Here is a 21,373-nt window from a genome sequence, read left to right on the forward strand (position 1 = left end):
ACCATGAACGACTTACTTCATACGAAGAACGCTGCTAATATAGTCGAATGCCTAGGCATGACCTTCCCGAGCGAGGATGTGCGGCGGGAGCATTTCCTCGGGTTACTCGCCGAGAAGCTGAAGGATCCGTCGTTCCGAAATCAAGAGGGGTTTCCGCAGGGATCGGATGAGGCGATCCTCGCGATGTCGGATCCGCCCTACTATACGGCTTGTCCAAACCCGTTCTTGGAAAAAGTTGTCAGATGTTATGGCTCTGAGTACGAATCTACTGAAGATCGCCTGAAAGATCCGTTTGTTGCCGACGTAAGTGAAGGAAAGAACGATACAATTTACAACGCCCATGGATACCACACAAAAGTACCGCATAAGGCTATTGTTCGATACCTCCTTCATTATACAAAACCCGGAGATGTGATATTCGACGGCTTCTGTGGATCGGGCATGACGGGTGTTGCAGCTCAACTATGTGCAGACGCATCCGTGGTTGCGTCTCTGGGCTATCGCGTGGATGGGAGCGGAGCCGTACTGGAAGCACGACAGGATGACGGGAGGACGGTCTGGCAGCCAATATCGGCTATCGGAAAACGGCAGGCTATCCTAACGGACCTCTCACCTGCAGCCACATTCATTTCCCATAACTACAACAACCCGCCGCCGTTGGATCAATTTGACTTAGCCGTCCGCCAAATAGTCCGGAGTACGGAAGACGAGCTGGGCTGGATGTATCAAACCCGGCACATTGACGGCACGACGGGAAGGATCAACTACACAGTCTGGTCGGACGTTTTCACCTGTCCGGAATGCGCAGGAGAAGTCATTTATTGGGACGTGGCACTGGATCATGCTCGCAAGAAGGTCCTGGACGAATTTTCCTGCCCACATTGTTCCTTTGAGATGAAAAAAAGAGCTCTCGAACGAGCCTGGACAAGTACTTTTGATGAAGCTCTTGGCACAAGTATCCAGCACGCAAGGCAGGTGCCTGTACTCATAAACTACAGTGTTGGTTCAAGTCGCTTCGAGAAGCGTCCCGATGAAGACGACCTTGAGGTGGCGCGACGGGTCAGTGAAATTGCGCTGCCGAAAAATATCCCAACCAATCGCATGATGGAAGGACGCGAAGCCCGTCGAAATGACTCTATCGGCATGACACACACTCATCACTATTTTACACACAGAACACTTCAGATAGTCTCAAGCATTCTTCGCGAGGCAGAATCCTACCAACCTACCGTCCGGTCTATGCTAAAAATGGCTGTGATGGATTGCTTCTCTGTTCTAACGAAGATGTCTCGCTTCAGGGCTCCAGCTTGGTTCGACAAATCCACGGGACCTATGAAGGGGTGGACGGCCGGCACTCTTTACGTCCCGTCGCTGCAGGGCGAGCAAAACGTACTAAATGCATTTGCTGAAAAATCGCGCATGATAGCGAGATCCTACAATCCAAAGATTCGGAATCAATTTATTTCGACTGGGCATAGTGGCAGCCTGACAATACCGGATCAGTCTATCGACTACATCTTCCTCGACCCACCATTCGGAGCGAATATTAGTTACTCTGAGCTGAACTTTCTCTGGGAAAGCTGGCTTGGTGTCACTACGAACGCCCATGATGAAGCCGTTGAGAATAAGTCCCATGGCAAGGGACTGGATGAATATCGAAAGCTGATGACGCAGTGCTTTCGGGAGGCGCATAGGGTGCTGAAGCCGGGCCGATGGATGACGGTTGAGTTCTCCAATACGAAGGCCTCCGTATGGAACGCCATTCAGACGGCTCTGCAAGAGGCTGGCTTCGTCGTTGCAAACATCTCTGCGCTCGACAAGAAGCAAGGAAGTTTCAAGGCAGTAACAACGACAACTGCGGTGAAGCAGGACCTCGTAATCTCGGCATACAAGCCAAACGGTGGTCTCGAGGAAAGATTTACAAGGGCTGGGGGCAGCGAGGCTTCAGTTTGGGATTTCGTCAGAACTCATCTTGAGTATTTGCCAACAGTTAAGATGCGTTCGGGATCCTTGGAATTCATTAATGAGAGGGATCCTCGCATAATTTTTGACCGAATGGTCTCCTGGTTCGTAAGGCACAATGTGCCAGTTCCACTTTCTTCTCAGGAATTCCAAGAAGGCCTCGCTCAAAGATTTTCTGAACGAGATGGAATGGTCTTCCTGTCGGAGCAGGCCAACGAGTATGACCGTAAGCGGGCGCGGGTTGCCTCGGCTCCGCAGATGGAAATGTTCATTAGTGATGAGCGCAGTGCCATTGATTGGTTGACTGACTTCTTGCGCAACCGACCGTCAACTTATCAAGAGATTCATCCTGAGTTCATGAGCCTTCTGGGTGCCGGATGGAAAAAGCATGAAGAAAAGCCCGAGCTATCGGCGTTGCTTGAAGACAACTTCCTCCGTTGCGAAGGCAACGCCGATGTGCCCAGCCAAATCCACAGCTACCTTTCGACGAACTTCAAGGATTTGCGTGGGCTGGAGAAGGATGATCCGCGTCTGAAGGCGAAGGCCAAGGATCGCTGGTACGTTCCCGACCCGAGCAAGGCGAAGGACCTGGAGCAGAAGCGCGAGCGGTCTCTACTGAAGGAGTTCGAGGGATACAAGAACGCTCCTGGCCGACGGCTCAAAGAGTTCAGGCTCGAGGTGCTGCGCGCCGGTTTCAAAACCGCCTGGGCAGCCAGGGACTACAAGACGATCATCGGCATTGCCCATAAGATTCCCGACGAAGCGCTGCAGGAGGATGAAAAGCTGCTGCTCTGGTACGACCAGGCGCTCACGCGCATGGAGGCCAATGCGTGACGCATGCGGACGGCGGACCTGGTATCGGCGCGTGGTGCTGGCATGAGAGACATGCCGCACCCTGCCGTGTCGTCGATGCGCAAGAGATTTGGGGCGAGACGACCTACCGCGTCTGGCTGCCGGACAAGGACGCCGTCGTTCGCGCCCGTGCCGCCGACCTAGCGTCGCTCGATACCGTCGAGCCTACGGTCGAGCACATCCTGCACACTGCCGCGGCGGCGAAGCTGCTCGACGCGCTGGAGGAAAACCTTCTCCTCGCACCCATCCAGTCGAGCGTCGTACCGCTGCCGCACCAGCTCTATGCGCTCAACAGGGCCATGAGCCGGGACCGGATCCGATACCTGCTGGCCGACGAAGTAGGGCTCGGCAAGACGATCGAAGCCGGGCTCATCCTGCGCGAGCTCAAGTTGCGCGGCATGGCAAAGCGGATCCTCGTGGTGGCCCCGAAGGGGCTGGTCCGGCAGTGGCAAGCCGAGATGCGGCTGCATTTTGGGGAACACTTCCAGTTCATCGAACCGGCCGAACTTTCCGCTTTCCGGCAATGGCGCAATGACGAGGAGAACCTGTGGCGGCTGCACGATCAGGTCATCTGCTCGCTCGACTCCGTGAAGCCGCTCGAAGGGCGGCGCGGCTGGAGCATCGAACAGCTCAGCACCTACAACCGCGAGCGCTTCGAGGACCTGATCTCGGCATCGTGGGATCTGGTCATCATCGACGAAGCCCACCGCATGGGCGGGAGCACCGACCAGGTCGCTCGCTACAAGCTGGGCGCGGCGCTGGCGGAGGCCGCTCCCTACATCCTTCTCCTGTCGGCGACTCCGCATCAGGGCAAGACTGACCAGTTTCATCGACTGATGCAGCTTATCGACCGCGATTCCTTCCCGGACGAAAGCAGCGTGACGAGCGAGCGTGTGGCTCCGTTCGTGGTACGCACGGAGAAGCGCGTCGCGATCGATGCGGAAGGCAATCCCCTTTTTAAGCCGCGCATCACCCGGCTTCAGGCCGTCGCCTGGCAGGACCGACATGCGGCGCAGCAGAAGCTCTACGAGGCGGTCACCGACTATGTGCGCCACGGTTACAACCAGGCCATGGCGGCGAAGCAACGGCACATCGGCTTCCTGATGATCCTGATGCAGCGGCTGGTGACCTCCAGCACTGCGGCTATTCGCACGACGCTCGAAAAGCGCCAGGCGCTGCTCGATCAGCCGCAGCTCCAACCATCCCTGTTCGAGACGGCCGACGTCGACGAATGGGCCGAGCTCGACGGCCAGACACAGGTAGATCTGGCCGTCCAGACTCGCGGCTGGGAGATGGAGAAGGCGGAGGTCGACACCCTGCTCGAACTCGCCCGGTCCACCGAAGCCCAGGGCACGGACGCCAAGGCCGAAGCGCTGCTGGAGCTGATCTACAAGCTGCAGCAGGAGGAGAACGATCCGGAGCTGAAGGTTCTGATCTTCACTGAATTTGTGCCGACGCAGACGATGCTCGCGGCATTTCTGGAAAGCCGCGGCTTCTCGGTCGCCACGCTCAACGGCAGCATGGATCTCGATGCGCGCACCCGGGCCCAGCAGGCTTTCTCGCGCGATGTGCGCGTTCTTGTCTCCACCGATGCTGGCGGCGAAGGCCTTAACCTGCAGTTTTGTCATGTCGTCATCAATTTCGACATGCCGTGGAACCCGATGCGGGTCGAGCAACGCATCGGCCGCGTCGACCGCATCGGTCAGCCGCATGTGGTTCGCGCGATCAATTTCGTTCTGGAGGATACGGTCGAGCACCGTGTGCGTGAGGTTCTCGAAACCAAGCTCGCGGTCATCGCCGAAGAGTTCGGCGTCGACAAGGCCGCCGACATCATGGACTCGGTCGAAGCCGAACCGTTGTTCGACGAGCTCTTCGTCCAGAGCCTGCAGAACCCTGACGCCATCGAAACCGAGTGCGACGCCGTCGTATCGGAGCTTCGCTCGACCATCGCGGAGAGCCGCAAGAGCGAGGAACTCCTTCCTGCTGCTCATGAGCTTGATGCCGATGAAGCGCGCAAATGGCGCGATCACCCAGCGCAGTTCTGGTTGGAACGGGCAATCACGACCGGGTTACCCGCACGGGGAGGCGAAGCAAGCAAAGACGGAGAGGCATGGCGAGTGCGCTGGGCGGACGGCAGTGAGTCTGCCAAAGTTTGCTTCGATGCCCGTACCGCCGAGGAGCACCCGGACGTCGAATGGGTCACCTTGGAGGATCCGCGTGCCCGGGCCGTGATCGGCGAGCTGCCTCGCTGCGTACCCGAGTTGCCGCTTCTTCCTATCGTGCGGATCTCCGGACTCCCGGACACCGTTAGCGGGGTTTGGTCGCTGTGGGAAATCAGCCTGTCGGCCGACGACTACAGCCGGCGGCGTTTCTTGACCGTGTTCGTGAACGACGCAGGGCGCGCCTTCCTGCCGACGGCTAAGCGGATCTGGGACCTCCTTCTCACTGAGCAAATTGAGCTGACCGGGACGTCGGCCACGGAAAATGCCGACGGCTGGTTCGATCGGTCCAGGACCGCCGCTCTGGTTCAAGGCGAGCGTGTTTTTGCCGAACTGGTGGACGAACATAGAACCCGTATTCAGGAGGAGCGCGAGCGCGCCCAATACGCCTACGACGCCCGCCACCAGGCCATTGGCCGGATCGGGCTGCAGAATGTGCGGGACTATCGTCGCAAGCGCCTTAAGGCGGACCAAGAAACCCGCATGGCGCAACTCGACGCAGCCGAAGCCTACGCCCCCGATCTCAATGCAGTCCTGATGTTGCGCGTCGGCGAAGAGAAGGCAGACGCGTCATGAGCGCCTGGGTTGATCGCATCCTGCGGGAGTTTCCCGCCGACCTGGCCCGCTTCTGGATTGCCTGCGACCCAGACGATCTCCTGTTGGACGAGCGCATCCTTCACAGCCTTCGGGAGCGCGGCTTCGAGGTGTTGCCATTCGACGATTCCATCGCGTTCCGAACGGAATACGAGGAACGCTACCGCGCCGCTTGGGACCGAGGCGAGGACGGATCCTCGAAAGCACTGGTCCTGCAGCTGCGCGGAACCGACATGAATGCTCTACCATGGGACTATGTCCGCGAGGGCCGCAAGGTCAGCCTGAGCCTGGCGGACCTTTTCCCTAAGCTAAGCTACGGTGTTATCCGGCACATCGACTCGGAACACCATGAGGCACTCTTCGAGGCGCACAACAGGCATGCGACGCAGCCGTTGGGAGAAGGCGCGACAAAGGATTTCATCCTCACGCACATCTTCCGGATCAGTCCTTACCTGCTCAGCCGGGCGGAGGAATTCTGGCGCGAGCTTCTGCGTCTCCATTACCGTGGAACAGGTTTGCCTCCGCTGCTCGCCGATCATGTCGGTGGCATTCTGGCTGACATCCCGCATCTCAAAGACCTGCCAGGCGCCGAATTGTTCTCGTCGAAAAGCTTTACCCTGCGGGTCCTGCAGGACTCCTGGGATCAGTTCCTGGCCCAGCACGGCGTCCGCAGCCGGCGGTCCACCGACAAGGATCGAGACGACATCAGCGCGTTCTCAGTCCCGTTCGACCACCCCGATGTTCGGGTCGTAGTCGACAACATGTTCTTCGATGGTACGCTCCAGCCGGTCGACATCGAGGGATCTCCATCGAACCTTCCCGAGTGGGCGAAAGTCGGGCTGAAATGCGATGCGAACGCTCTGGGAGATCTGGTCGCCGAGGGCGTAAGGAGGGTTAGCCCAGAGCTGCCCGGGCCGGACTCGTCACACCGGGATTGGAGTGATTTTTCCCGTCGTCTGGGCGAAATCATTTTTCGCTTTCATAGCTTGAGCGCACAGCAAGCAAACGACGTCCACGAGCAAGTCCACGCCCTGCAGCGTGACGCCGATGCTCGCCTCACGGATTGGGTTTTTAAGCACTTTGCCGATCTCCCGTCGCTGCCGGCGGCGCGGGGACCGGTCATGGTCCACCACGTGCCGCGATACCTAGCGATGCGCCGCAGTGCGGGCGAGGAACGCATCGCGCTTCTCGTTTTCGACGGGCTCGCGATGGATCAATGGTTTCAGATCCGCGAGCATCTTGCGGCGCGCGCTCCCAATCTGATCGTGGATGAAAATGCATGCTTCGCTTGGCTTCCCACTCTGACCTCGGTTTCACGCCAGGCTCTGTTCTCCGGCCTCAAGCCGCGCGAGTTCTCCGATTCTATCGAAACAACCAGCAAGGAGCCGGCTCTATGGACACGCTTCTGGCAGGAAAACGGCCTACGCAAGCCGGAGATCCTCTATCGGAAGAGCCTCAAGCGGACTGGGCAGCTGGATGATCTGGCGGATGCGCTCTCGCAACCTTCCATCAAGGTCGCCGGCATCGTCGTGGACATGATCGACGAGATCGTACACGGAGCAATGTTGGGCAAGCGCGGCATCAGCGGTCAGATCGCCGAGTGGTGCGCCACCGGCTTCCTGGAGCGACTGTTCTTCCTGCTCGCCGAGCATGGATACAGCGTCTATCTCACCGCAGATCACGGGAATGTCGAAGCTGAAGGGATCGGCAGGCTTAGCCAAGGCGTTGTTTCCGAGCTCCGGGGCGAACGGGTCCGCGCCTACCGCAGCGCCGCCCTTGCCGCGTCGGTCCCGGAAAACATCGACGCTTTCCGCCTCGATCTCGCTGGACTACCGCCCGACTTCTTGCCGCTATACGCCGGAACCCGAGGAGCATTCGTATCGCCGGGAGACCAAGTCGTCGCTCACGGCGGGATATCCGTCGAAGAGCTGATTGTTCCCTTTGTCAAAGTTTCCGTTGAGAACGAAAAACAATGAACCCCACAAGGCCGCAAATCGGATTTGATCGCTTCATACAGTTGGACTGGGCTGCAGCTGCGCTGCGCGTGAGAGCGGGTGTGTCCAATCTCGATGACCTGACAGAACTCATCGACGCAACGCACCCGGGCTCCGCCGCCAAGAAAAAGACCCGAACGGTTCTGAACCGCCTCTGGTTGGAGCCACGTCCCGATCTGGCTGATTTCGCCGAGCGCGGGGTGGAAATATATCGCGGAGCACCGGACACGCCAGTCTCTGCACTGACATGGGGGATGGCCCTGGCGACCTACCCGTTCTTCGGCAAGGTGGCCGAAATTGTTGGACGTCTCACCTCGTTACAAGGTGACTGCACTTCTGCGGAGGTCCATCGGCGAATGGCCGAGATATTCGGTGAGCGCGAAGGCACTCGCCGGATGACGAACATGGTTTTGCAGTCCCAAGCGAGTTGGGGAGCCATCGAGAGAGTAGACAAGGGCAAGCGCATCGTCCGATCCCCATTGATCGAGCTAGATGCATCCGCTGCAGCAGCGTGGTTGGCGGAGGCGTGCGTGCGGTATGCGGGTCGTCCACTGTCGGTCGCCGGGATTGGCTCAAACCCGATCGTCTACCCTTTCTCTCTCAAAGGATCGAGTGCGTATCTTTTCTCGCAAAGCCCATATCTCGAGATGCGTGCCGACAGTGCAGGAAATCAAATGATCGATCTGGCAACATGTCAGAGGGGCAGCAACGGGTGGAATGATGACAGCAAATAGCGCTGAAACCCAAATATTCTCAGGTCAGTTGGTAGCTCAGTCCATGCCAATTCAGATCTCCATGGGACAGATCGTCGTGATCGCTGTTTTCCGGGGCACTGCTATCCGCGATGCGCTGCTTCAGGGAACTGAAGCTATCAAGTCAAATCCGAACATCTTGGAAACAGAGAAGTTCGGTGCCACGAAGACGCTAGAGAATGCGCTCGACACGCTCGAACGAATTGCCGCCGCTTCGCGCGGGCGCTGAGCCATGCCCTTCCGCTTCTGGCGCCGTATCCGCCTGGCCCCCGGGGTCACGCTGAACCTGTCGAAATCGGCGGCTTCGCTGTCGCTGGGCCCGCGCGGCGCGAAATACACGATCAGCCCGCGCGGCAACCGGGCCACGGCCGGGATCACTGGCACGGGGCTTTTCTACACCGTCCATGATCGTAAGCGCAGCGGGCGCGGCGGCGCGGCCCCGGCGCCGCGCGTACCGCAGCGCGACCGGTTGAAGCTCGGCTTTTTCCAGCGGCTGATGACCCCGGCGGATGAGAAACGCTTCGTCGACGGCATTCGCGCGCTCAATGACGGTGATCTTAATGCGGCACTGGCGGCACTGGAAGAGGCGCGCGATCTGCCCGATGCTGCCTGGATGGCCGGGATGATCCGCCTACGCCGCGAGGAACTCGATGCCGCGAAGGCCCATTTTCAGCACGCGCTGGCGCGGCTGGACGATCTGGGTGCGCTGTTTGGCAAGTACGAGATCGCCGCGCAGGCCAGCCTGCCGATCACCTCCGACATCTTCGCCCATGTCTTCCCGCGCGAGCGCGGCACAAGGCTGGCGATGGTGGAAATCGCGCAGCTTCAGGGCCGCCACGACGATGCCATGGCGCATGTCTCGCGCCTGCTGGAGATCGACCCCACCGACCCGGTGGTGCTGCTGTCCTTCGCCGAGCTTGCGCTCGACACGCCCCAGGACCGCGCGCTCATGGACCGCGTCGTGCGCGCCACCGTCCATGTCGAGAACGAAACCCCGGTCGATACGGCGATCCTGCTCTACCGCGGCAAGGCGTTAGCGGCGCTGGGCCTGCCCGATGCCGCCATCGATGTCTTCACGCTTGCCAACCGACGCCGCAAGGACCGGCCCGAGGCGCTGCTGCACCAGGTCCGGTATGACCGCGCCGTGCTCTATTTTGAGACCGGCCAGCGCGCCCGCGCGAGGCGCGAATTCGAGCGCATCTATGCCGCCGATCCGGGGTTTGAGGATGTGGCCGAGAGGCTGGGGGTTGGCGGATGACCGACACCGCCCTCGCCGCACGCATCCGCGAAGCCCTCGCCCAGCGTGATCCGAAAGATCCTTTCATCACCTATCAAACGCTGGCCAGCAAACTCGGCATGCAACCACCCGGCACCATCCAGCGCGTCGCCGCCGCGCTCGAGCAGACCATGCGCGAGGATGTGGCCGCAGGCCGCCCGATAATCGCAACGCTGGTAATCAGCCGCGCAGGCGACATGCCGCGGCGCGGGTTCTTTGATCTAGCGGTGGCGCTGGGTCGGTTTCCGGATGATCCCGCGCAGCATCGCGCGGCGTGGCAGACGGAGTGCGCGGCGGTATTCGGGATGCTGAATGGTGCTTGACGCGGATCGGCTCGGATCACCTGATCTCGAACCAGCGCATGGCGGTCTGCAGGAGATGGTCGTAATCGCCCGCCATGGCCTCGTCCAGGAAGGCGGCGATCTCGTCGTCAGAGAGGCCAGCTTCCTTGGCGGCCTCGCGACAGCGTCCGAGAACTGCAAAGGCGTTGCCGTCCTGGCCAGTGAGCGTGACGATGATTTCGGGGTGTTTCGAGGCCATTGGAGTCCGTTCCAGGAGAGTCGTCGCAGCGACATGAGGCGTGACCGGCGCGCATAGTCCAGTTGAATGTCGGTAGTTTTTCGGAGTGATGGCAAGCCCGCGCCTTAGGCTGCGGGCATAGCGGTCGCTACCGATGTGCTGCAGCGCTATTCATCACCGCTACCGATCATCCTCGGATCGATTTCCGGCTCGTCCCATTTCGTCACGGCGCCCATCCAGCGTTCGATGGTTGCCTGCAGCTTAGGATCGTCAGCTTCGAGATGGAATGTATAGAGGCGGTTGATGATCTCCTGCATCAACTGGCGCATCTCGTCCTCGTCGATGCGCGAGACCTCCGACCACGGGATGCGCCTGCCGTCTGCGTCCACCACGAAGACATCCGAATAGTCGCCGGTCCGGGTGATGGGTCCCAGGCCGGCATGCAGCGTCTCCAGCTGCGTGTTGCGCACGCAAAGCATGGCCATGATCCTGGCCAGCTTCGCCGCAATGCGCTTTTCGTCGTCTTTGTTCATCAGGCGAGAATAGCCGGATGCCTGCAATCGCGCCACGATTTCGAACAAGGATTCTAGGCTACCTACTTGCGCATGCCCGCGCCTGGTCGCGCAGGACAGCGTAATCAGCGAGCCAGCCCGGGATCAGAGCCCCCCCGGGCAGCGCGGCGACCTCCTCCACCACACGCGCCTGCTCGGCCTGGCTGTACCCCACCACTGGCGGGCAAGTGCCGGGCGGGGCGTCAGAACCCGCCGTCGCGCAGCCGGTCAAGAAGATCGTCGCGGCTGCGAGGGCGGCGCGCGGCGGCGTCCAGCATCTGGCGGTGGATGGCATCGTTGCGCTCCATGGCTTCGAGCCGCTCGGCGGCGCGGCCAGCGCGCTCGCCCTGGCGGCGAAGGTTGAGGATGAACAGGGTGACGGTGAGGGCGACGAGGGCGAGAGCCGCCACCCGCCGCGCCCATGGCCGGGCGAGAAGCCCAGCCAGGAGGCTGGCCCACATCAGCGCAGGCCCTTTTCCCAGTCGTCGAGCCGGGCCCAGACGGCCACAACAATCCCGCCCAGCGCGAGCGCGATGAACAGCCAGCGCAGGGTGTCCAGATACGGCACCAGCGGCAGGATCGCGCCCTGTGCTTCCGCCAGAACCTCCTGCGCGACCTCGACGCTTGCGGCACCGACCGTCGCCACCCCGGCTGCACCCGTCCCGCGCAGGGTGCGGCTCGCGGCCAGTGTCTCGCGCGCGGGCGGGGTCTCGGCGGCGAAGGGGACCGCACGCGGCGGGAAGGGATCGCCCCAGGAACGGGCAGGGCCGAGGTCGATGTGCATGAAGCCGGAGCGGGGATAGGCGCCGAAGCCCAGAAACCCCACCTCCCGGGCGGCGGCCTCGAAGGCGGCGGGGTCGTGGTTCGACATGGCGATATCAAAGGCCGTGCCGTCCATGTGCTTCGAGCGTGGGGCACCGCCGACGGCGCGATTGTGTTCGGGCGAGCGATAGGCGGAGCGCACGATCAGCGGCTTGCCCAGCCGGTCGCGCAGGGCCTGCAGCCTGTCGAGCGCGGCGGGATGGAGCTTCAGCTGGCCCGTGCCGCGGCAGGCGATTTCGGCGGGCGAGAAGTTCGGCCAGCGCCAGAGGCGGTCTGGCACATCGCTGAAATGGCGGAAGGTGTGGATGGGGTCGGCCATGGGGGAGCTCCTTGGGGTGATGGGCATGCGGAAGGGGCCGCCGTGCGCGGGCGCGGCGGATGGGTTGTCGGTGTTGCGAATTGGGCAGTCTGCCAGAGTTGGCTTGTGGACCGGTGGCCAGAGCGGGCGCTGGGCGGTGCGGTCAGTCTCCGTTCTTGCGCTGAAACGCGGCGAAGATCAGGTTGCGCATGTCATGGATATCGAGCTCGATCCGGGCGAGCCGGTCGTGGTCGATCTTGCGATCCTCGTCGCGGCGCTTCTCGATGCGGGAGCGTTCCTCGGCCAGTTCCTGCTCGAGCTTGTGCAGCAGCGCCTCGTTCGTGAACGCTTTTCTCGTCACGGCAGTGGCCAGCCCGGCGATGAAGGTGAACCACACGCCAATGGCCGCTGTGATGCCATGGTCGCGGAAGGCCTGCGCGATCTGCTCGAAAAGGGAGGACTGCTGCGTCATGCCGACAGGATCCCGACCTCGTTCGGCAGTGTCAGATCGCTCCAGGGGTTCGCATCGGCCGGGTTGATCGCCCAGCTGGAATAGACCGGAACGGGCGCAAGGTCGGGCACTGTTACCGGGGTGGCGTCATGGTTCACGCCACCCATGCGTAGGAACCCGGTGGTGGCGTCCGGCCCGTCCGTTCCCGCCTGCGCGATCTGCTTTATGTGCACGCCCGCGATGGCGGTGACCGACGCGGGGCCGGTCGGGCCGGTGAGCGAGAAAGACATGCGCTGCCCCGCAGCAGAGCTGGCCACCCGCGTGGCGATGTCGCTATCGCTGAGCGCGTCGATGCTGCCCACCATCTCGTTGAAACTCGCGATGGCATTGGGGATGCGGCGCACGAAGCGACGTCCGATGGTCGACACCCCGTCGAGGACGGCGATATGGGCATAATACCAGGTGCGGCTCGAGCTGGTTCCGTGCAGCCCTGAATTGGCGAACACGACCTGCACCGGCTTGCCCTTGCCGCCGGTGTTCGCGGCGGTGGCGGTGCTCTGCAGTACGCCATCGACGTAGAATTCGATGGTGATCTCGGCACCGACGTTCAGGCGCACATCGACCCATTGGGCCTGGCCGTTCGGGGCGAAGTAGCTCGAGCTTCCCTGCACGAGCGTGTCGCCATGCGCCTCGGCGTGGTAGCGGTTGGTCGAGGTCAGGGGGCGGACCTGCGCGATCCTGACATTCTCCGCGTCAAAGAACTCGAGGAACCCGGCATTGCTCTGGGTGATGCTCTCGGAATCGTTGTTGGGCGGCACGTAGCGAAACCCCAGCCACATATCACCGACCGGCGCAGGAAACCCGACGGCGAAGGGGGCGGCCAGCGTGCGCGATCCGTTGAAGCGGATACCGTTGACATCGAGGGTCTCGTCGAAGCCGGCGGCAACGGTGCTCAGCGAACCGGCGACGCCGGAGATGTCGGTGGGCTGATGGCCCAGATGCAGGATGTAACTCATGGCAGTTCCACTTCGATGTAAAGAGATGCATGGGCGGCGGAGAAGGCTACACCCCCGCCGTGATCGAGAAAGAACGAGACATTGCCTGAGGTGAGGCGCGGGCCGCCGCCGAGATCGAGCCAGGCTTCGACCTCTGCAACGCTGAGATCGCGGTCCCAGCCAAACTCGATGAAGGCATGCGCCTCGTAAATGCGCAGGTCGGGATCCTCATAGCCCAGCGCCTGGGTGCCGGGTGGAACCGGGTAGCTGAACTGCGAGGGTAGCGAGCGCAGCGTACCGCCATCGCCCGGATCGCGCCCCTGGATCTGAGGATACCAGGCGGCGCTGGGCGCGGCGGTCCAGGTCGGCGCGCCGCTGACCGGATCGTCGCGCCAGATACCGTTCAGCCCGATCCAGAGGCTGGCATCGCCGGGATCAATCACGAACATCACCACATCGCCCGCCCCATAGGGGGCAAGCCCGGACAGGCGCTGACTGGTACTGCTTGTGTTCGACGACCAGAGCGAGCCGTTGCCGCGATACCCGATCGAGCCCAGCGTGATCGGATTGTTGCCCGCGTCATATTCCTCGCGTTGCTCATCGGAGACGATGCCCAGATAGCCGTCGAACTCGAAAGCACCGCCTGAGGCACACAGAACCTCCCAATAACGCCGCCCGTCGGTGGGCCGGATCGCCTTTGCGGCCGGAACCCAGCGGCGGTAATCGCTGCCGCCCGAGGTGTTCACAGCAGTCTGGTTGCCATCCGACAGCGTGTAGCCTGCGGGGCGGCGGGTGACATCCAGCTCCCACGCAGCCCCGATATCGACGGGAGGTCCGGTATCGCCGCCCTGCGCCAGGATCGCGGCGCGCATCATCAGCAGACTCATGTGACGGGTCCTGCCAGTGCGCCCTGAATGACCCAGGCATCCGCGCCGCGTTTCACCAGCGCCACGCCTGACCACTGGCCGTCGAGCGCCACCGATCCAGCCGCCACGCCATTAAGCGACACCCCGGCTGCCGCCGCGATGGTGGCAATCCCGGCGCCGATCTGCGTGACATTGACCAGCGTGCCGATCTCGAACGGCACCGAAGCCTCATCCGGGATTGTCACGGTTACGGCGGACGACCCGGTCGTCTCGAGGATGCTGGCCAGATCGATCAGTTCCAGCGTGTGCGCCGTGGCAGTCAGGGTGCGTATCGGCACGATACCGGGGCGCGGCACTTCCACCCATGCTCCACCCGTGAAACGCACATGCCGCGCCTCGTCCGACACCCAGACCTGCCAGCCCTCCTGTGGCGTGAGGTAAACCCAGTCCTCCGCCCCCGGTTCGCCGTCCCAGAGCGCCAGCGCATTGGCATGGACCGGGGCGCCAGCCGAAACGATGCGGATATCGCCGGGGCTGCCCGCGGGTGGCAGGCCTGTGCTTCTTGAAAGCGCGCGCGCCTGCACCAGTACCGACAACGCACGCAGATCCTCACTGACGCTGGTGCCCCAGTTACGCTGGCCGGGGTCATAGAAGGCGCGCAGCCCCAGTCCCGGCATGATCCGTTCCGGCATGCTCGTCCTCGCTTGTGGTGGTGATGATGGTTGTGGCGTGCGCGGTCGTGACGTCGCCGATGCGAATGGTCCGGTTCAGCTGCCCCAGAGGAAGCCCCAGCCGCGGTCCCACCCGGCGGCGAAGGGGGAGGTCAGGCGGAACCGGCGCGCCTCGCGGTCAGTAAGCCAGACGCCGCCGACCATCCGACGCGACCGGACGGCGAGGTCGATCTCGGCCGTGCGCTCCGGCGCGCCGGTCTCGGGAACGTCCTCGGGCGCCAGCGTCCAGCTCGTGCCACTCCCGGCGTCGATCACGATGCCCGGTGGCATGAGGGCCGTGCCAGTGTCGGGATCGATCCAGCGCACCTCGATCGCATAGCCAACGCCCGGCTCCGGCCCGATGGAGCCGCCCGTGTGATCGACGATGACTGGGCTGGTCTGGGTGAGGCGATCGCGATGGGCCCAAGTCAGGACGAGATCATCGGCGATCAGCGAATCCACATCCGGCGCGTAGCTGCCATTGCCCTGCACCCGCCCGGGCGGCAGGGGCCGGATGGCGCGGCGGTCGAGCGTCACGTTGTCCTCGGGCGCCAGCGCGAAAGCAAGCGTGCCGCGCCCGGTCTCGGGCAGCAGCCGGATCGCAAGGGTCTCGCCTGCCGCCCAAGAATCCTCGGTGATCCGCGCGTCCTCGTCGAAGAAGATCACCGGGGTTCCCTCGGCGTGCGCGCGCGGCACGGTGTCGAGGCATCCGCGGCCGACGGTGATCGCCGTGGCGGTGATCCCGTCGACGCGCACGAACTCACCGCCGATGCTCGCCAGCGTGCCGATCCCGACCTCACCGATGTCGCGCCAGCCGGTGACGGGCAGGACACGCACCTCTGGGTGGTCCGAGACGTCCGCCGCGAGCAGCGCCGCGGGCGCGAAAGCAACCACGCCTTCCTGTGCCGGGCCGGTGCCGGGATCGATCCAGAGTTCCGCCGCCAGCGCATCGGCGCTAGGGCGTTCACCGGTGGCGACCAGCGCGCCCGCATCGGGATCCTCCGAAAGGATGCGGTCGGCCTCGCTGTGGCCCAGTTCGCGGACCAGCAGCCAGTACGGGGCTTCCTCGACCATGCGCCGCACCAGCGCCCTTGGCGGTGCGGCAACCCCGGTGCCAGACGGCATGCGCCCGCCTGCGATGGCGGTCGCACCAAGGGCAAACACATCCTCGGCAAGCTTCAGCCTGATGCCATTGTCGCGCCCGTCACCCTGGCCGATCTCGGAGATGCGCATGACCACGTTGTCGAGCCCGAGGCGCGATGATCGCAGCCGGATCACATCGCCGGGCCCGAGATCGGCGCCTTCGCGATTCACCACGATCTCTCCGGTGAGCAGCGGCACGGAAAGCGCCCGCAGGTCGCGCTCGGCGACGCGGATCGCCAGCCCCTGGTAGCGGATGCCGGGATAGTCGAGCGTGGTGGCGATCACCTCGCCCATGGCCTGGACCCGGGCAGTGTCGGTGACAGAGACCGCCCCCGTGTCGTCCGTCCAGGCATCGGTGAAGCGCACGGTCACGCTGTTCACCAGGTCCGACGGCGCGCGGCGCCCTAGTCGGCCCCAGTCCACGACATTGGTCTCGTTGAAGAGCGGCAGCGTTGCGGCCGTGTAGTCTGCCCGGATGAGCCGCAACTCCCAGAGCCCGGTGCGCCGGTCGATGAAGAGCGTGGCATCGATGTGGTCGAGAACGCTGGCGATGAACTCCTCGATCGAGCTGTCCTGCTGCCAGATCAGCGACAGGCCGAAACCTTCAGTGTAAAGCGTGTCCGCGGCGGCGGTGAAACTCGTCCCGATCTCGACCGTGGAGTACCCCAGACCCCAGTCGCGGTTCGTGAGACACTCCCGGATGATATGGGCAGGGTTCATGTCCGGGCCGTTCCCGAAGGCCCCGCGCAGTGAGGCCACCAGCGCCTGCGGGTTGCCGGCCGGGATCACCGGCACGCCATCAACAGGCGTGTTGTCGATCATCGCCGTATAGCTGGTGTCCGCGAGTGCGATGTTGAACCCAAAGATGTCGGCAGGCGGCAGGCTGGTGATCGTGACCAATGCGGCATCGACCGAAGAGACTGGCGAGGGCGCCCCATCTGTCACGAAGATGACGATCCGCCGCTTCGAACCGCCACCCGCGAAGTAGGCGCCGGCCTCGGCAAAGGCCGCGTTGAAATTCGTGCCCCCCGAAGTGCTGTTCGAGAGCGCCAGCATCCAGTCTTCCAGCGCGGTGTAATCCTCGGGTTCCATGTTGCGCCGCTCGATGGACCCTGCGACGCCCGCGTTCCAGAGCACGATGCGGATGTCATTGGGCCGGTCCGGATCGACGCTGGCGCCGATCTCGCGGATCAGCGCCGCGACACCCGCTTTCTGTGCTGCCATGCGCGTGCCCGACATCGAGCCCGAGACATCGAGCGTGATGTAGATCGCGGCGTCCGAGATGTTCGCCTCCGGCACGATCGGGGCCTTCTCGGGATACCATTGCGCCGCGCCTGCCTCGCCGGTCAGCACGCGGGTCACGCGCACCGCCCAAGGTTTCAGATAGGGGTTGATGCCGAGATAGACCTGCCGCAGCACAAGGCTGCAGAGCCCGCGATAGCCGGGCACGTCGCCGTTCATACGCGCAGCAAGATAATCGTTCTGCCCCTGGCCCGGTCCGCCCATCAGCACATCCACATCACCGGTGATCCCGCCCTCGCGCTTCTCGCCGCCGAAGAGATCGGGCTTGTCGATCCGGATGCGTCCGCCACCGGCGCCTGCATTGCTGGCGGCGCTGGTCGCCTCGAACACCTCGACCGATTGCGCGGGGAAGCTTAGCGCCTCGGGCAGAGCGGACCAGGAGGTCACATTGCTGGCGGCGTTGAACGTGACGCCGCGCAACGTGATCGTCTGGCGCGTGCCATTGGCGAGCTGCAGCCGGTAATCCCGGCCGATGCGCACACCCGCACGCGTCCCCGGAAAGGTGATCAAAGCGATGGTATCGCCCGCCAGCGCCGCAGTTGCCGCCATGCCCGCGACCGTGCCGATTCGCGTCTCCACGGCCGCGCCGCCGCCCGAGACGCCGCCACCGGTCGTCACTGACCAGGCAGTGCGACGGTCTACGAGGATCTCGCGGATCGCGTCGATTGGCCCGTGGCAGAGCGCCAGATGCATCCCCAGCGAATAGCGAAAGCCGACAGTCTGCGCCTTGCTACGCCCGCCCATCGTTGGCCTCCACTGCCGTCTCCCGCATCTCTGCGACCAGGATCACGGGTTCCACCAGCGCATCCCCGGTCGCACGGAGGCGGTCAGCCTCGATCCCGTGGGCAAGAAACTCCGACCACGCAAACCCATGGCGGCGGAACCATGGCCGCACGCCCGCGAGGCAGTAGCGCGCATCGCGCAGGTCCTGGATCGTCACGCGGGTCACTTCTTGCCGCCTTTCTTCCTGATCGGATCGACCTTGAGATCGCCTGCCCAGACGACGTTGGGCCCGGTGATCAGCACGGTGCCGAACACCACTGGGATCGGTCGGCCCTCCTCGGCGGTGGGCAGCGAGAAGTCGTCGAGCCCTGCGGCTTGGGGTTTCTCGATCTTGGGGCGCGGGCTCAGTGCATAGGAAATCGCCGAGAGCACCAGCCCGAGAACGAGCCGCGCGATGAAGGTCCAGACCATGAGGGAATGCCGATTGCGGATTGGCGCCTGCAGGGCGCGTCAGACTATGGAGCCGCCGCCCAGGGGGTTGCGGCCGGGGATCTCGGGAAAGCCCCCGAAATTGAGAAGATTGCCGAACTTGGCCGCGCAGGTGGCTGCGCGCAGATCGCAGCCGGGCGCGATGTCGAGCAGGACCGGCAGTGGCTCGCCCGTGTCCGGGTCGATCTCGGGTGTGGCAAAAGCTGTCGCCAGTTCCGGCATCGGGCGTGAGAGCGTCAGCACCGCTCCGGCATGGCCGGTGATGAAACCAAGCTGCACGCCAAAGCGCAGCACACCGCCGCGAAACCAGCCATCGGGCTGGTCAGCTGTCTCAGGGACCGTGACGGCGTTAGCGGCGACGGCGGTCACCGTGCCCGTCAGCCAGTGCAGTGCGATGTCGAGCCCACAGCCCCGGCCGTAGAGCGCGTGCCGGCACAGCCGCTGGTACTTCGCCCGCACACCCGCCCGGCGCAGCGTGCTGAAGATAGATTCCGCCTGCAGGAGGATGCGCTGCCCCTCGACTTCCGCCCCCACCACGCGGCCCTTCCAATGCGCGACGGTCTCGCCCAACACCTGCTCGTGTCCGCGGAAGATCGTCAGCGTCACGGGCGTGTTGCTCAAGGGGGCGAGGAAACGTCGCGCGAAGGGATGCGATAGCGGCCAGGTCAGTTCCAGCCGCCCGCGCTCGATCTCGCTCGTCTGCACCACATCGCCATGGGCGACGGCGGCGGGCTCCCAAGAGATCATATCTCCCCCGCTCCCCGCGCTGGTCCAAGGCGTGGAGCGGCTGGTGAAACGCCAGACCTGATCGCCTTCCACGAACTGGTAGAGGAAATAGGGCCGGCCCTCGGCGACCGAGGACTCCAAGCTGGCGTAGGTCATGCGGGCACCTCGAGAACAGGCAGCGTGGCCTCGCTCGCCACCGAGCCATGCTGGATCTCGACGCGATCCGCGTCGGCGCGCATCGCGGTCAGGAAATGTACCTTCGTCGTGAGGGGAACTGGATCGCCGAGGTTCGACGACAGCGTCAGCCTGTGATCCGCGCCCTCGGCGATGGCTGTGGTGATCGTCCGGAAGCGCAGCGCGGATGGCATTTCCAAGATGATCGCGCGACCGACATAGGCCGGGAGCGACGCAACCGGGGCGACGCGCATCAGCACCGAGCCCGAGGTCATGGCCGCGCGCAAATGCAGCTCGCGCCCCCAGGTCGGCAGCCAGAAGCTGGCCTGACGCCCTCGGAGCGACCAAAGCCAGCGGCGCAGAAGTTGGCGTGTGGTCGGGCCTTTTGCCTTGAGCGTAATCGTTTCACTGCGTTCGAAGACATCGCGCATGGGTTCGACCACGACTGGCCCGAAACCGTTATCAACATACTCGACCGCACGGCGGAGGCTGGCGGAGAGCGGGCGGCGCACGACGCTCGGGTCGGTCTGTACCGGGCGGCCGAGATAGGTCGGCAGCACCGGTGCGGCGAGATCCGGTGCATTGCGCAGCATGAAGCTGGCGGTCACCGTGCCATCGCTTTGCCTGCGGCGAGTGACCGCGATGGCTGAGGTCAGCACGCCTGCGCGGATCGGCGCGACCGTGATGCGCGGCGCAGCAACCACCGGACTGGGCAGTTGCAGCACCAGTGGCTCCGCCAGGATCAGCCGGTCGGCCTGAACGCTGGCGATGGCAACCGCCGCCGCCTCACGGCCATCGACCGCAATCGCCGCGAGCCCCCCACTCCGGAAATCCGCCACGCCGGTATCGAGCAGGATCTCGATCGCGCCTTGCGCCAGATCGGCGGCGGGCTGCAGCGCCATGTGCCAGAGCGGTATCTGCCAGTCGCCCGCAAACGCAGCCCGCGCCAGCTCCGCCGTCCGGGCCATCCCCAGCGCGTCGAGCCGGTGCCGAAACGTTACAATCTCGCGCGGTCGAGGCCGGAGCGCGATGCGCTGTTCGCCCGCGCGCGATGTCAGCACATCGGTGCGCCATTCCAGCACCTCGCTGGTCTCCTGCGCTGCCGGGAAGGACCAGAGAGGCAATTCAGGCATTCAGCGCATTCCGGTTGCGGCGAATGACATTCAGGATCGCCCGCTCGCCCGAAGGCGTGGCGAGGTAGTCGCCGACAACCGACGGATCGAGCACGTTGATGATGCGCGTTGACATGTCCTGCGCTGGTTGGGCGGGCGCGCTATTCATCTCGACCCCGAGCCGCCCGTCGCGCCCCCGCCGGAGCGGCAGGATCGCCTCCGGCCCGGCCTCGCCCATCAGCCCGATGCCGCGCGAGAAGGGGAACACCGTAGGCCGGTTCACCACGCCCCCGCGGGCAAAGGCGGTCAGCTCCTGCCCATTGGCGAAGACACCGCCGCGTGCGAAGCCAAAGAGGCTCGCGAAGAACCCACCCCCGCCGCCCATGCCCGAGAAGGCGCGCATGATCGCGTTCTCGATCGGCTTGAAGGCAAGTTCGATCAGCCGGTTTGCGAGGTTCTGCGCGATCCGCGAGATGGCGCTGGCGAAGGTCTCCCAGCTGAACTCACCCGACTTCAGCGCGTCCTTGATCGGCCCGACGATGTCCTGCGCCAGCCCTTGAGCAATCTCGCGCGAGCGCTCCTGCGCGGCGCGAACGGCTTCGGCGGTCGCCTCCCAGGCATTGCGGGCCGTGTCGGCGGCCTCGCGCAGCGCCTGACCCGCACCGCGACCTGCACCGCCCGCGCGGCCCGCGGCCTCGCCGGTGGAATCGAGCGCATCCTCGAGGCTCTCGGCGGCGGTCCGCGCGCCCGTGAGAGCGGTTTCCGCCTCGGCCCCCGACGCGGCTACGGCCTCGCGGAGCGCCGCAACCGACTCCAGCGGCGCGGTCGCCGCCTCGACCACGC

General features: G+C 63.9%; 20 protein-coding genes and 1 pseudogene. 7 read left to right on the forward strand and 14 right to left on the reverse strand.

The features are described 5' to 3' along the window. Positions 1-3: 3 nt before the first annotated feature. From KAK09_RS15845 to KAK09_RS15875, 7 genes are all read left to right on the forward strand, one after another. Positions 4-2,796 carry a DNA methyltransferase gene (locus tag KAK09_RS15845; RefSeq protein WP_210879914.1) on the forward strand — a complete coding sequence of 931 codons (2,793 nt, stop codon included), beginning with the start codon at positions 4-6 and terminating at the stop codon, positions 2,794-2,796. Then, on the forward strand, positions 2,793-5,609 hold the full coding sequence (locus KAK09_RS15850) for a helicase-related protein (protein WP_210879915.1): 2,817 nt from the start codon (positions 2,793-2,795) through the stop codon (positions 5,607-5,609). The genes KAK09_RS15845 and KAK09_RS15850 overlap by 4 nt, the downstream gene beginning before the upstream one ends. After that, on the forward strand, positions 5,606-7,603 hold the full coding sequence (gene pglZ / locus KAK09_RS15855; protein ID WP_210879916.1) for a BREX-3 system phosphatase PglZ: 1,998 nt from the start codon (positions 5,606-5,608) through the stop codon (positions 7,601-7,603). The genes KAK09_RS15850 and pglZ overlap by 4 nt, the downstream gene beginning before the upstream one ends. 80 nt (positions 7,604-7,683) lie before the next feature. After that, positions 7,684-8,355: a hypothetical protein gene (locus tag KAK09_RS15860; RefSeq protein ID WP_336244476.1), complete on the forward strand. Its 672-nt coding sequence runs from the start codon at positions 7,684-7,686 to the stop codon at positions 8,353-8,355. A 61-nt stretch (positions 8,356-8,416) separates the two neighbouring features. Beyond that, the gene (locus KAK09_RS15865; RefSeq protein ID WP_210879918.1) at positions 8,417-8,602 is read left to right on the forward strand and encodes a hypothetical protein; all 186 of its coding nucleotides are present in this window, start codon (positions 8,417-8,419) and stop codon (positions 8,600-8,602) included. Between the two features lie 3 nt (positions 8,603-8,605). Beyond that, positions 8,606-9,631: a DUF4236 domain-containing protein gene (locus KAK09_RS15870; protein ID WP_210879919.1), complete on the forward strand. Its 1,026-nt coding sequence runs from the start codon at positions 8,606-8,608 to the stop codon at positions 9,629-9,631. Next, positions 9,628-9,972, forward strand: a complete 345-nt coding sequence (locus KAK09_RS15875) for a hypothetical protein (protein ID WP_210879920.1) — start codon at positions 9,628-9,630, stop codon at positions 9,970-9,972. Before KAK09_RS15870 ends, KAK09_RS15875 begins: the two co-directional genes overlap by 4 nt. A 16-nt stretch (positions 9,973-9,988) precedes the next feature. Here KAK09_RS15875 and KAK09_RS15880 read toward each other — a convergent pair whose 3' ends face one another. The 14 genes and pseudogenes from KAK09_RS15880 to KAK09_RS15945 all read right to left on the reverse strand — a co-directional run. Continuing rightward, positions 9,989-10,189: a hypothetical protein gene (locus KAK09_RS15880; RefSeq protein ID WP_210879921.1), complete on the reverse strand. Its 201-nt coding sequence runs from the start codon at positions 10,187-10,189 to the stop codon at positions 9,989-9,991. A gap of 146 nt (positions 10,190-10,335) precedes the next feature. After that, positions 10,336-10,749 carry a hypothetical protein gene (locus KAK09_RS15885; RefSeq protein ID WP_247651347.1) on the reverse strand — a complete coding sequence of 138 codons (414 nt, stop codon included), beginning with the start codon at positions 10,747-10,749 and terminating at the stop codon, positions 10,336-10,338. Between the two features lie 173 nt (positions 10,750-10,922). Beyond that, positions 10,923-11,180: a hypothetical protein gene (locus KAK09_RS15890; RefSeq protein ID WP_210879922.1), complete on the reverse strand. Its 258-nt coding sequence runs from the start codon at positions 11,178-11,180 to the stop codon at positions 10,923-10,925. Then, positions 11,180-11,860, reverse strand: coding sequence for a YcbK family protein (locus tag KAK09_RS15895; RefSeq protein ID WP_247651349.1), 681 nt, complete (start codon positions 11,858-11,860; stop codon positions 11,180-11,182). The genes KAK09_RS15890 and KAK09_RS15895 overlap by 1 nt, the downstream gene beginning before the upstream one ends. A gap of 142 nt (positions 11,861-12,002) precedes the next feature. Next, positions 12,003-12,311 carry a hypothetical protein gene (locus KAK09_RS15900; RefSeq protein WP_210879924.1) on the reverse strand — a complete coding sequence of 103 codons (309 nt, stop codon included), beginning with the start codon at positions 12,309-12,311 and terminating at the stop codon, positions 12,003-12,005. Beyond that, a complete protein-coding gene (locus KAK09_RS15905) occupies positions 12,308-13,306 on the reverse strand; it encodes an FscB (RefSeq protein WP_210879925.1) in 999 nt (332 codons plus the stop codon). Before KAK09_RS15905 ends, KAK09_RS15900 begins: the two co-directional genes overlap by 4 nt. After that, a complete protein-coding gene (locus KAK09_RS15910) occupies positions 13,303-14,172 on the reverse strand; it encodes an SPRY domain-containing protein (RefSeq protein WP_210879926.1) in 870 nt (289 codons plus the stop codon). Before KAK09_RS15910 ends, KAK09_RS15905 begins: the two co-directional genes overlap by 4 nt. Continuing rightward, the gene (locus tag KAK09_RS15915) at positions 14,169-14,843 is read right to left on the reverse strand and encodes a DUF2793 domain-containing protein (RefSeq protein ID WP_210879927.1); all 675 of its coding nucleotides are present in this window, start codon (positions 14,841-14,843) and stop codon (positions 14,169-14,171) included. The genes KAK09_RS15910 and KAK09_RS15915 overlap by 4 nt, the downstream gene beginning before the upstream one ends. 75 nt (positions 14,844-14,918) lie before the next feature. Then, on the reverse strand, positions 14,919-18,050 hold the full coding sequence (locus KAK09_RS15920; protein WP_210879928.1) for a phage tail protein: 3,132 nt from the start codon (positions 18,048-18,050) through the stop codon (positions 14,919-14,921). Then, positions 18,037-18,255, reverse strand: coding sequence for a hypothetical protein (locus KAK09_RS15925; protein WP_210879929.1), 219 nt, complete (start codon positions 18,253-18,255; stop codon positions 18,037-18,039). Before KAK09_RS15925 ends, KAK09_RS15920 begins: the two co-directional genes overlap by 14 nt. Then, positions 18,252-18,500: a hypothetical protein gene (locus KAK09_RS15930; RefSeq protein ID WP_210879930.1), complete on the reverse strand. Its 249-nt coding sequence runs from the start codon at positions 18,498-18,500 to the stop codon at positions 18,252-18,254. Before KAK09_RS15930 ends, KAK09_RS15925 begins: the two co-directional genes overlap by 4 nt. 39 nt (positions 18,501-18,539) lie before the next feature. After that, the gene (locus tag KAK09_RS15935; protein ID WP_210879931.1) at positions 18,540-19,400 is read right to left on the reverse strand and encodes a phage BR0599 family protein; all 861 of its coding nucleotides are present in this window, start codon (positions 19,398-19,400) and stop codon (positions 18,540-18,542) included. Then, entirely contained in the window at positions 19,397-20,551 is a 1,155-nt protein-coding gene (locus KAK09_RS15940; protein WP_210879932.1) for a hypothetical protein, read from the reverse strand. Before KAK09_RS15940 ends, KAK09_RS15935 begins: the two co-directional genes overlap by 4 nt. Then, positions 20,544-21,373: pseudogene (locus KAK09_RS15945) on the reverse strand (phage tail tape measure protein); the annotation flags it as partial. The pseudogene KAK09_RS15945 and the gene KAK09_RS15940, both read right to left, overlap by 8 nt.

The organism is Roseovarius autotrophicus (assembly GCF_018069895.1).
GTDB lineage: Bacteria > Pseudomonadota > Alphaproteobacteria > Rhodobacterales > Rhodobacteraceae > Roseovarius > Roseovarius autotrophicus.

What these genes read in the sequence shown, in the direction of transcription:
- KAK09_RS15845 (WP_210879914.1), top strand. Translation starts at nt 4, where the DNA reads ATGAACGACTTACTTCATACGAAGAACGCTGCTAATATAGTCGAATGC.
- KAK09_RS15870 (WP_210879919.1), top strand. Translation starts at nt 8,606, where the DNA reads ATGCCCTTCCGCTTCTGGCGCCGTATCCGCCTGGCCCCCGGGGTCACG.
- KAK09_RS15930 (WP_210879930.1), bottom strand. Translation starts at nt 18,500, where the DNA reads ATGGTCTGGACCTTCATCGCGCGGCTCGTTCTCGGGCTGGTGCTCTCG.
- KAK09_RS15900 (WP_210879924.1), bottom strand. Translation starts at nt 12,311, where the DNA reads ATGACGCAGCAGTCCTCCCTTTTCGAGCAGATCGCGCAGGCCTTCCGC.
- KAK09_RS15915 (WP_210879927.1), bottom strand. Translation starts at nt 14,843, where the DNA reads ATGCCGGAACGGATCATGCCGGGACTGGGGCTGCGCGCCTTCTATGAC.
- KAK09_RS15875 (WP_210879920.1), top strand. Translation starts at nt 9,628, where the DNA reads ATGACCGACACCGCCCTCGCCGCACGCATCCGCGAAGCCCTCGCCCAG.
- KAK09_RS15940 (WP_210879932.1), bottom strand. Translation starts at nt 20,551, where the DNA reads ATGCCTGAATTGCCTCTCTGGTCCTTCCCGGCAGCGCAGGAGACCAGC.
- KAK09_RS15920 (WP_210879928.1), bottom strand. Translation starts at nt 18,050, where the DNA reads ATGGGCGGGCGTAGCAAGGCGCAGACTGTCGGCTTTCGCTATTCGCTG.
- KAK09_RS15935 (WP_210879931.1), bottom strand. Translation starts at nt 19,400, where the DNA reads ATGACCTACGCCAGCTTGGAGTCCTCGGTCGCCGAGGGCCGGCCCTAT.
- pglZ (WP_210879916.1), top strand. Translation starts at nt 5,606, where the DNA reads ATGAGCGCCTGGGTTGATCGCATCCTGCGGGAGTTTCCCGCCGACCTG.
- KAK09_RS15905 (WP_210879925.1), bottom strand. Translation starts at nt 13,306, where the DNA reads ATGAGTTACATCCTGCATCTGGGCCATCAGCCCACCGACATCTCCGGC.
- KAK09_RS15865 (WP_210879918.1), top strand. Translation starts at nt 8,417, where the DNA reads ATGGGACAGATCGTCGTGATCGCTGTTTTCCGGGGCACTGCTATCCGC.
- KAK09_RS15880 (WP_210879921.1), bottom strand. Translation starts at nt 10,189, where the DNA reads ATGGCCTCGAAACACCCCGAAATCATCGTCACGCTCACTGGCCAGGAC.
- KAK09_RS15895 (WP_247651349.1), bottom strand. Translation starts at nt 11,860, where the DNA reads ATGGCCGACCCCATCCACACCTTCCGCCATTTCAGCGATGTGCCAGAC.
- KAK09_RS15910 (WP_210879926.1), bottom strand. Translation starts at nt 14,172, where the DNA reads ATGAGTCTGCTGATGATGCGCGCCGCGATCCTGGCGCAGGGCGGCGAT.
- KAK09_RS15890 (WP_210879922.1), bottom strand. Translation starts at nt 11,180, where the DNA reads ATGTGGGCCAGCCTCCTGGCTGGGCTTCTCGCCCGGCCATGGGCGCGG.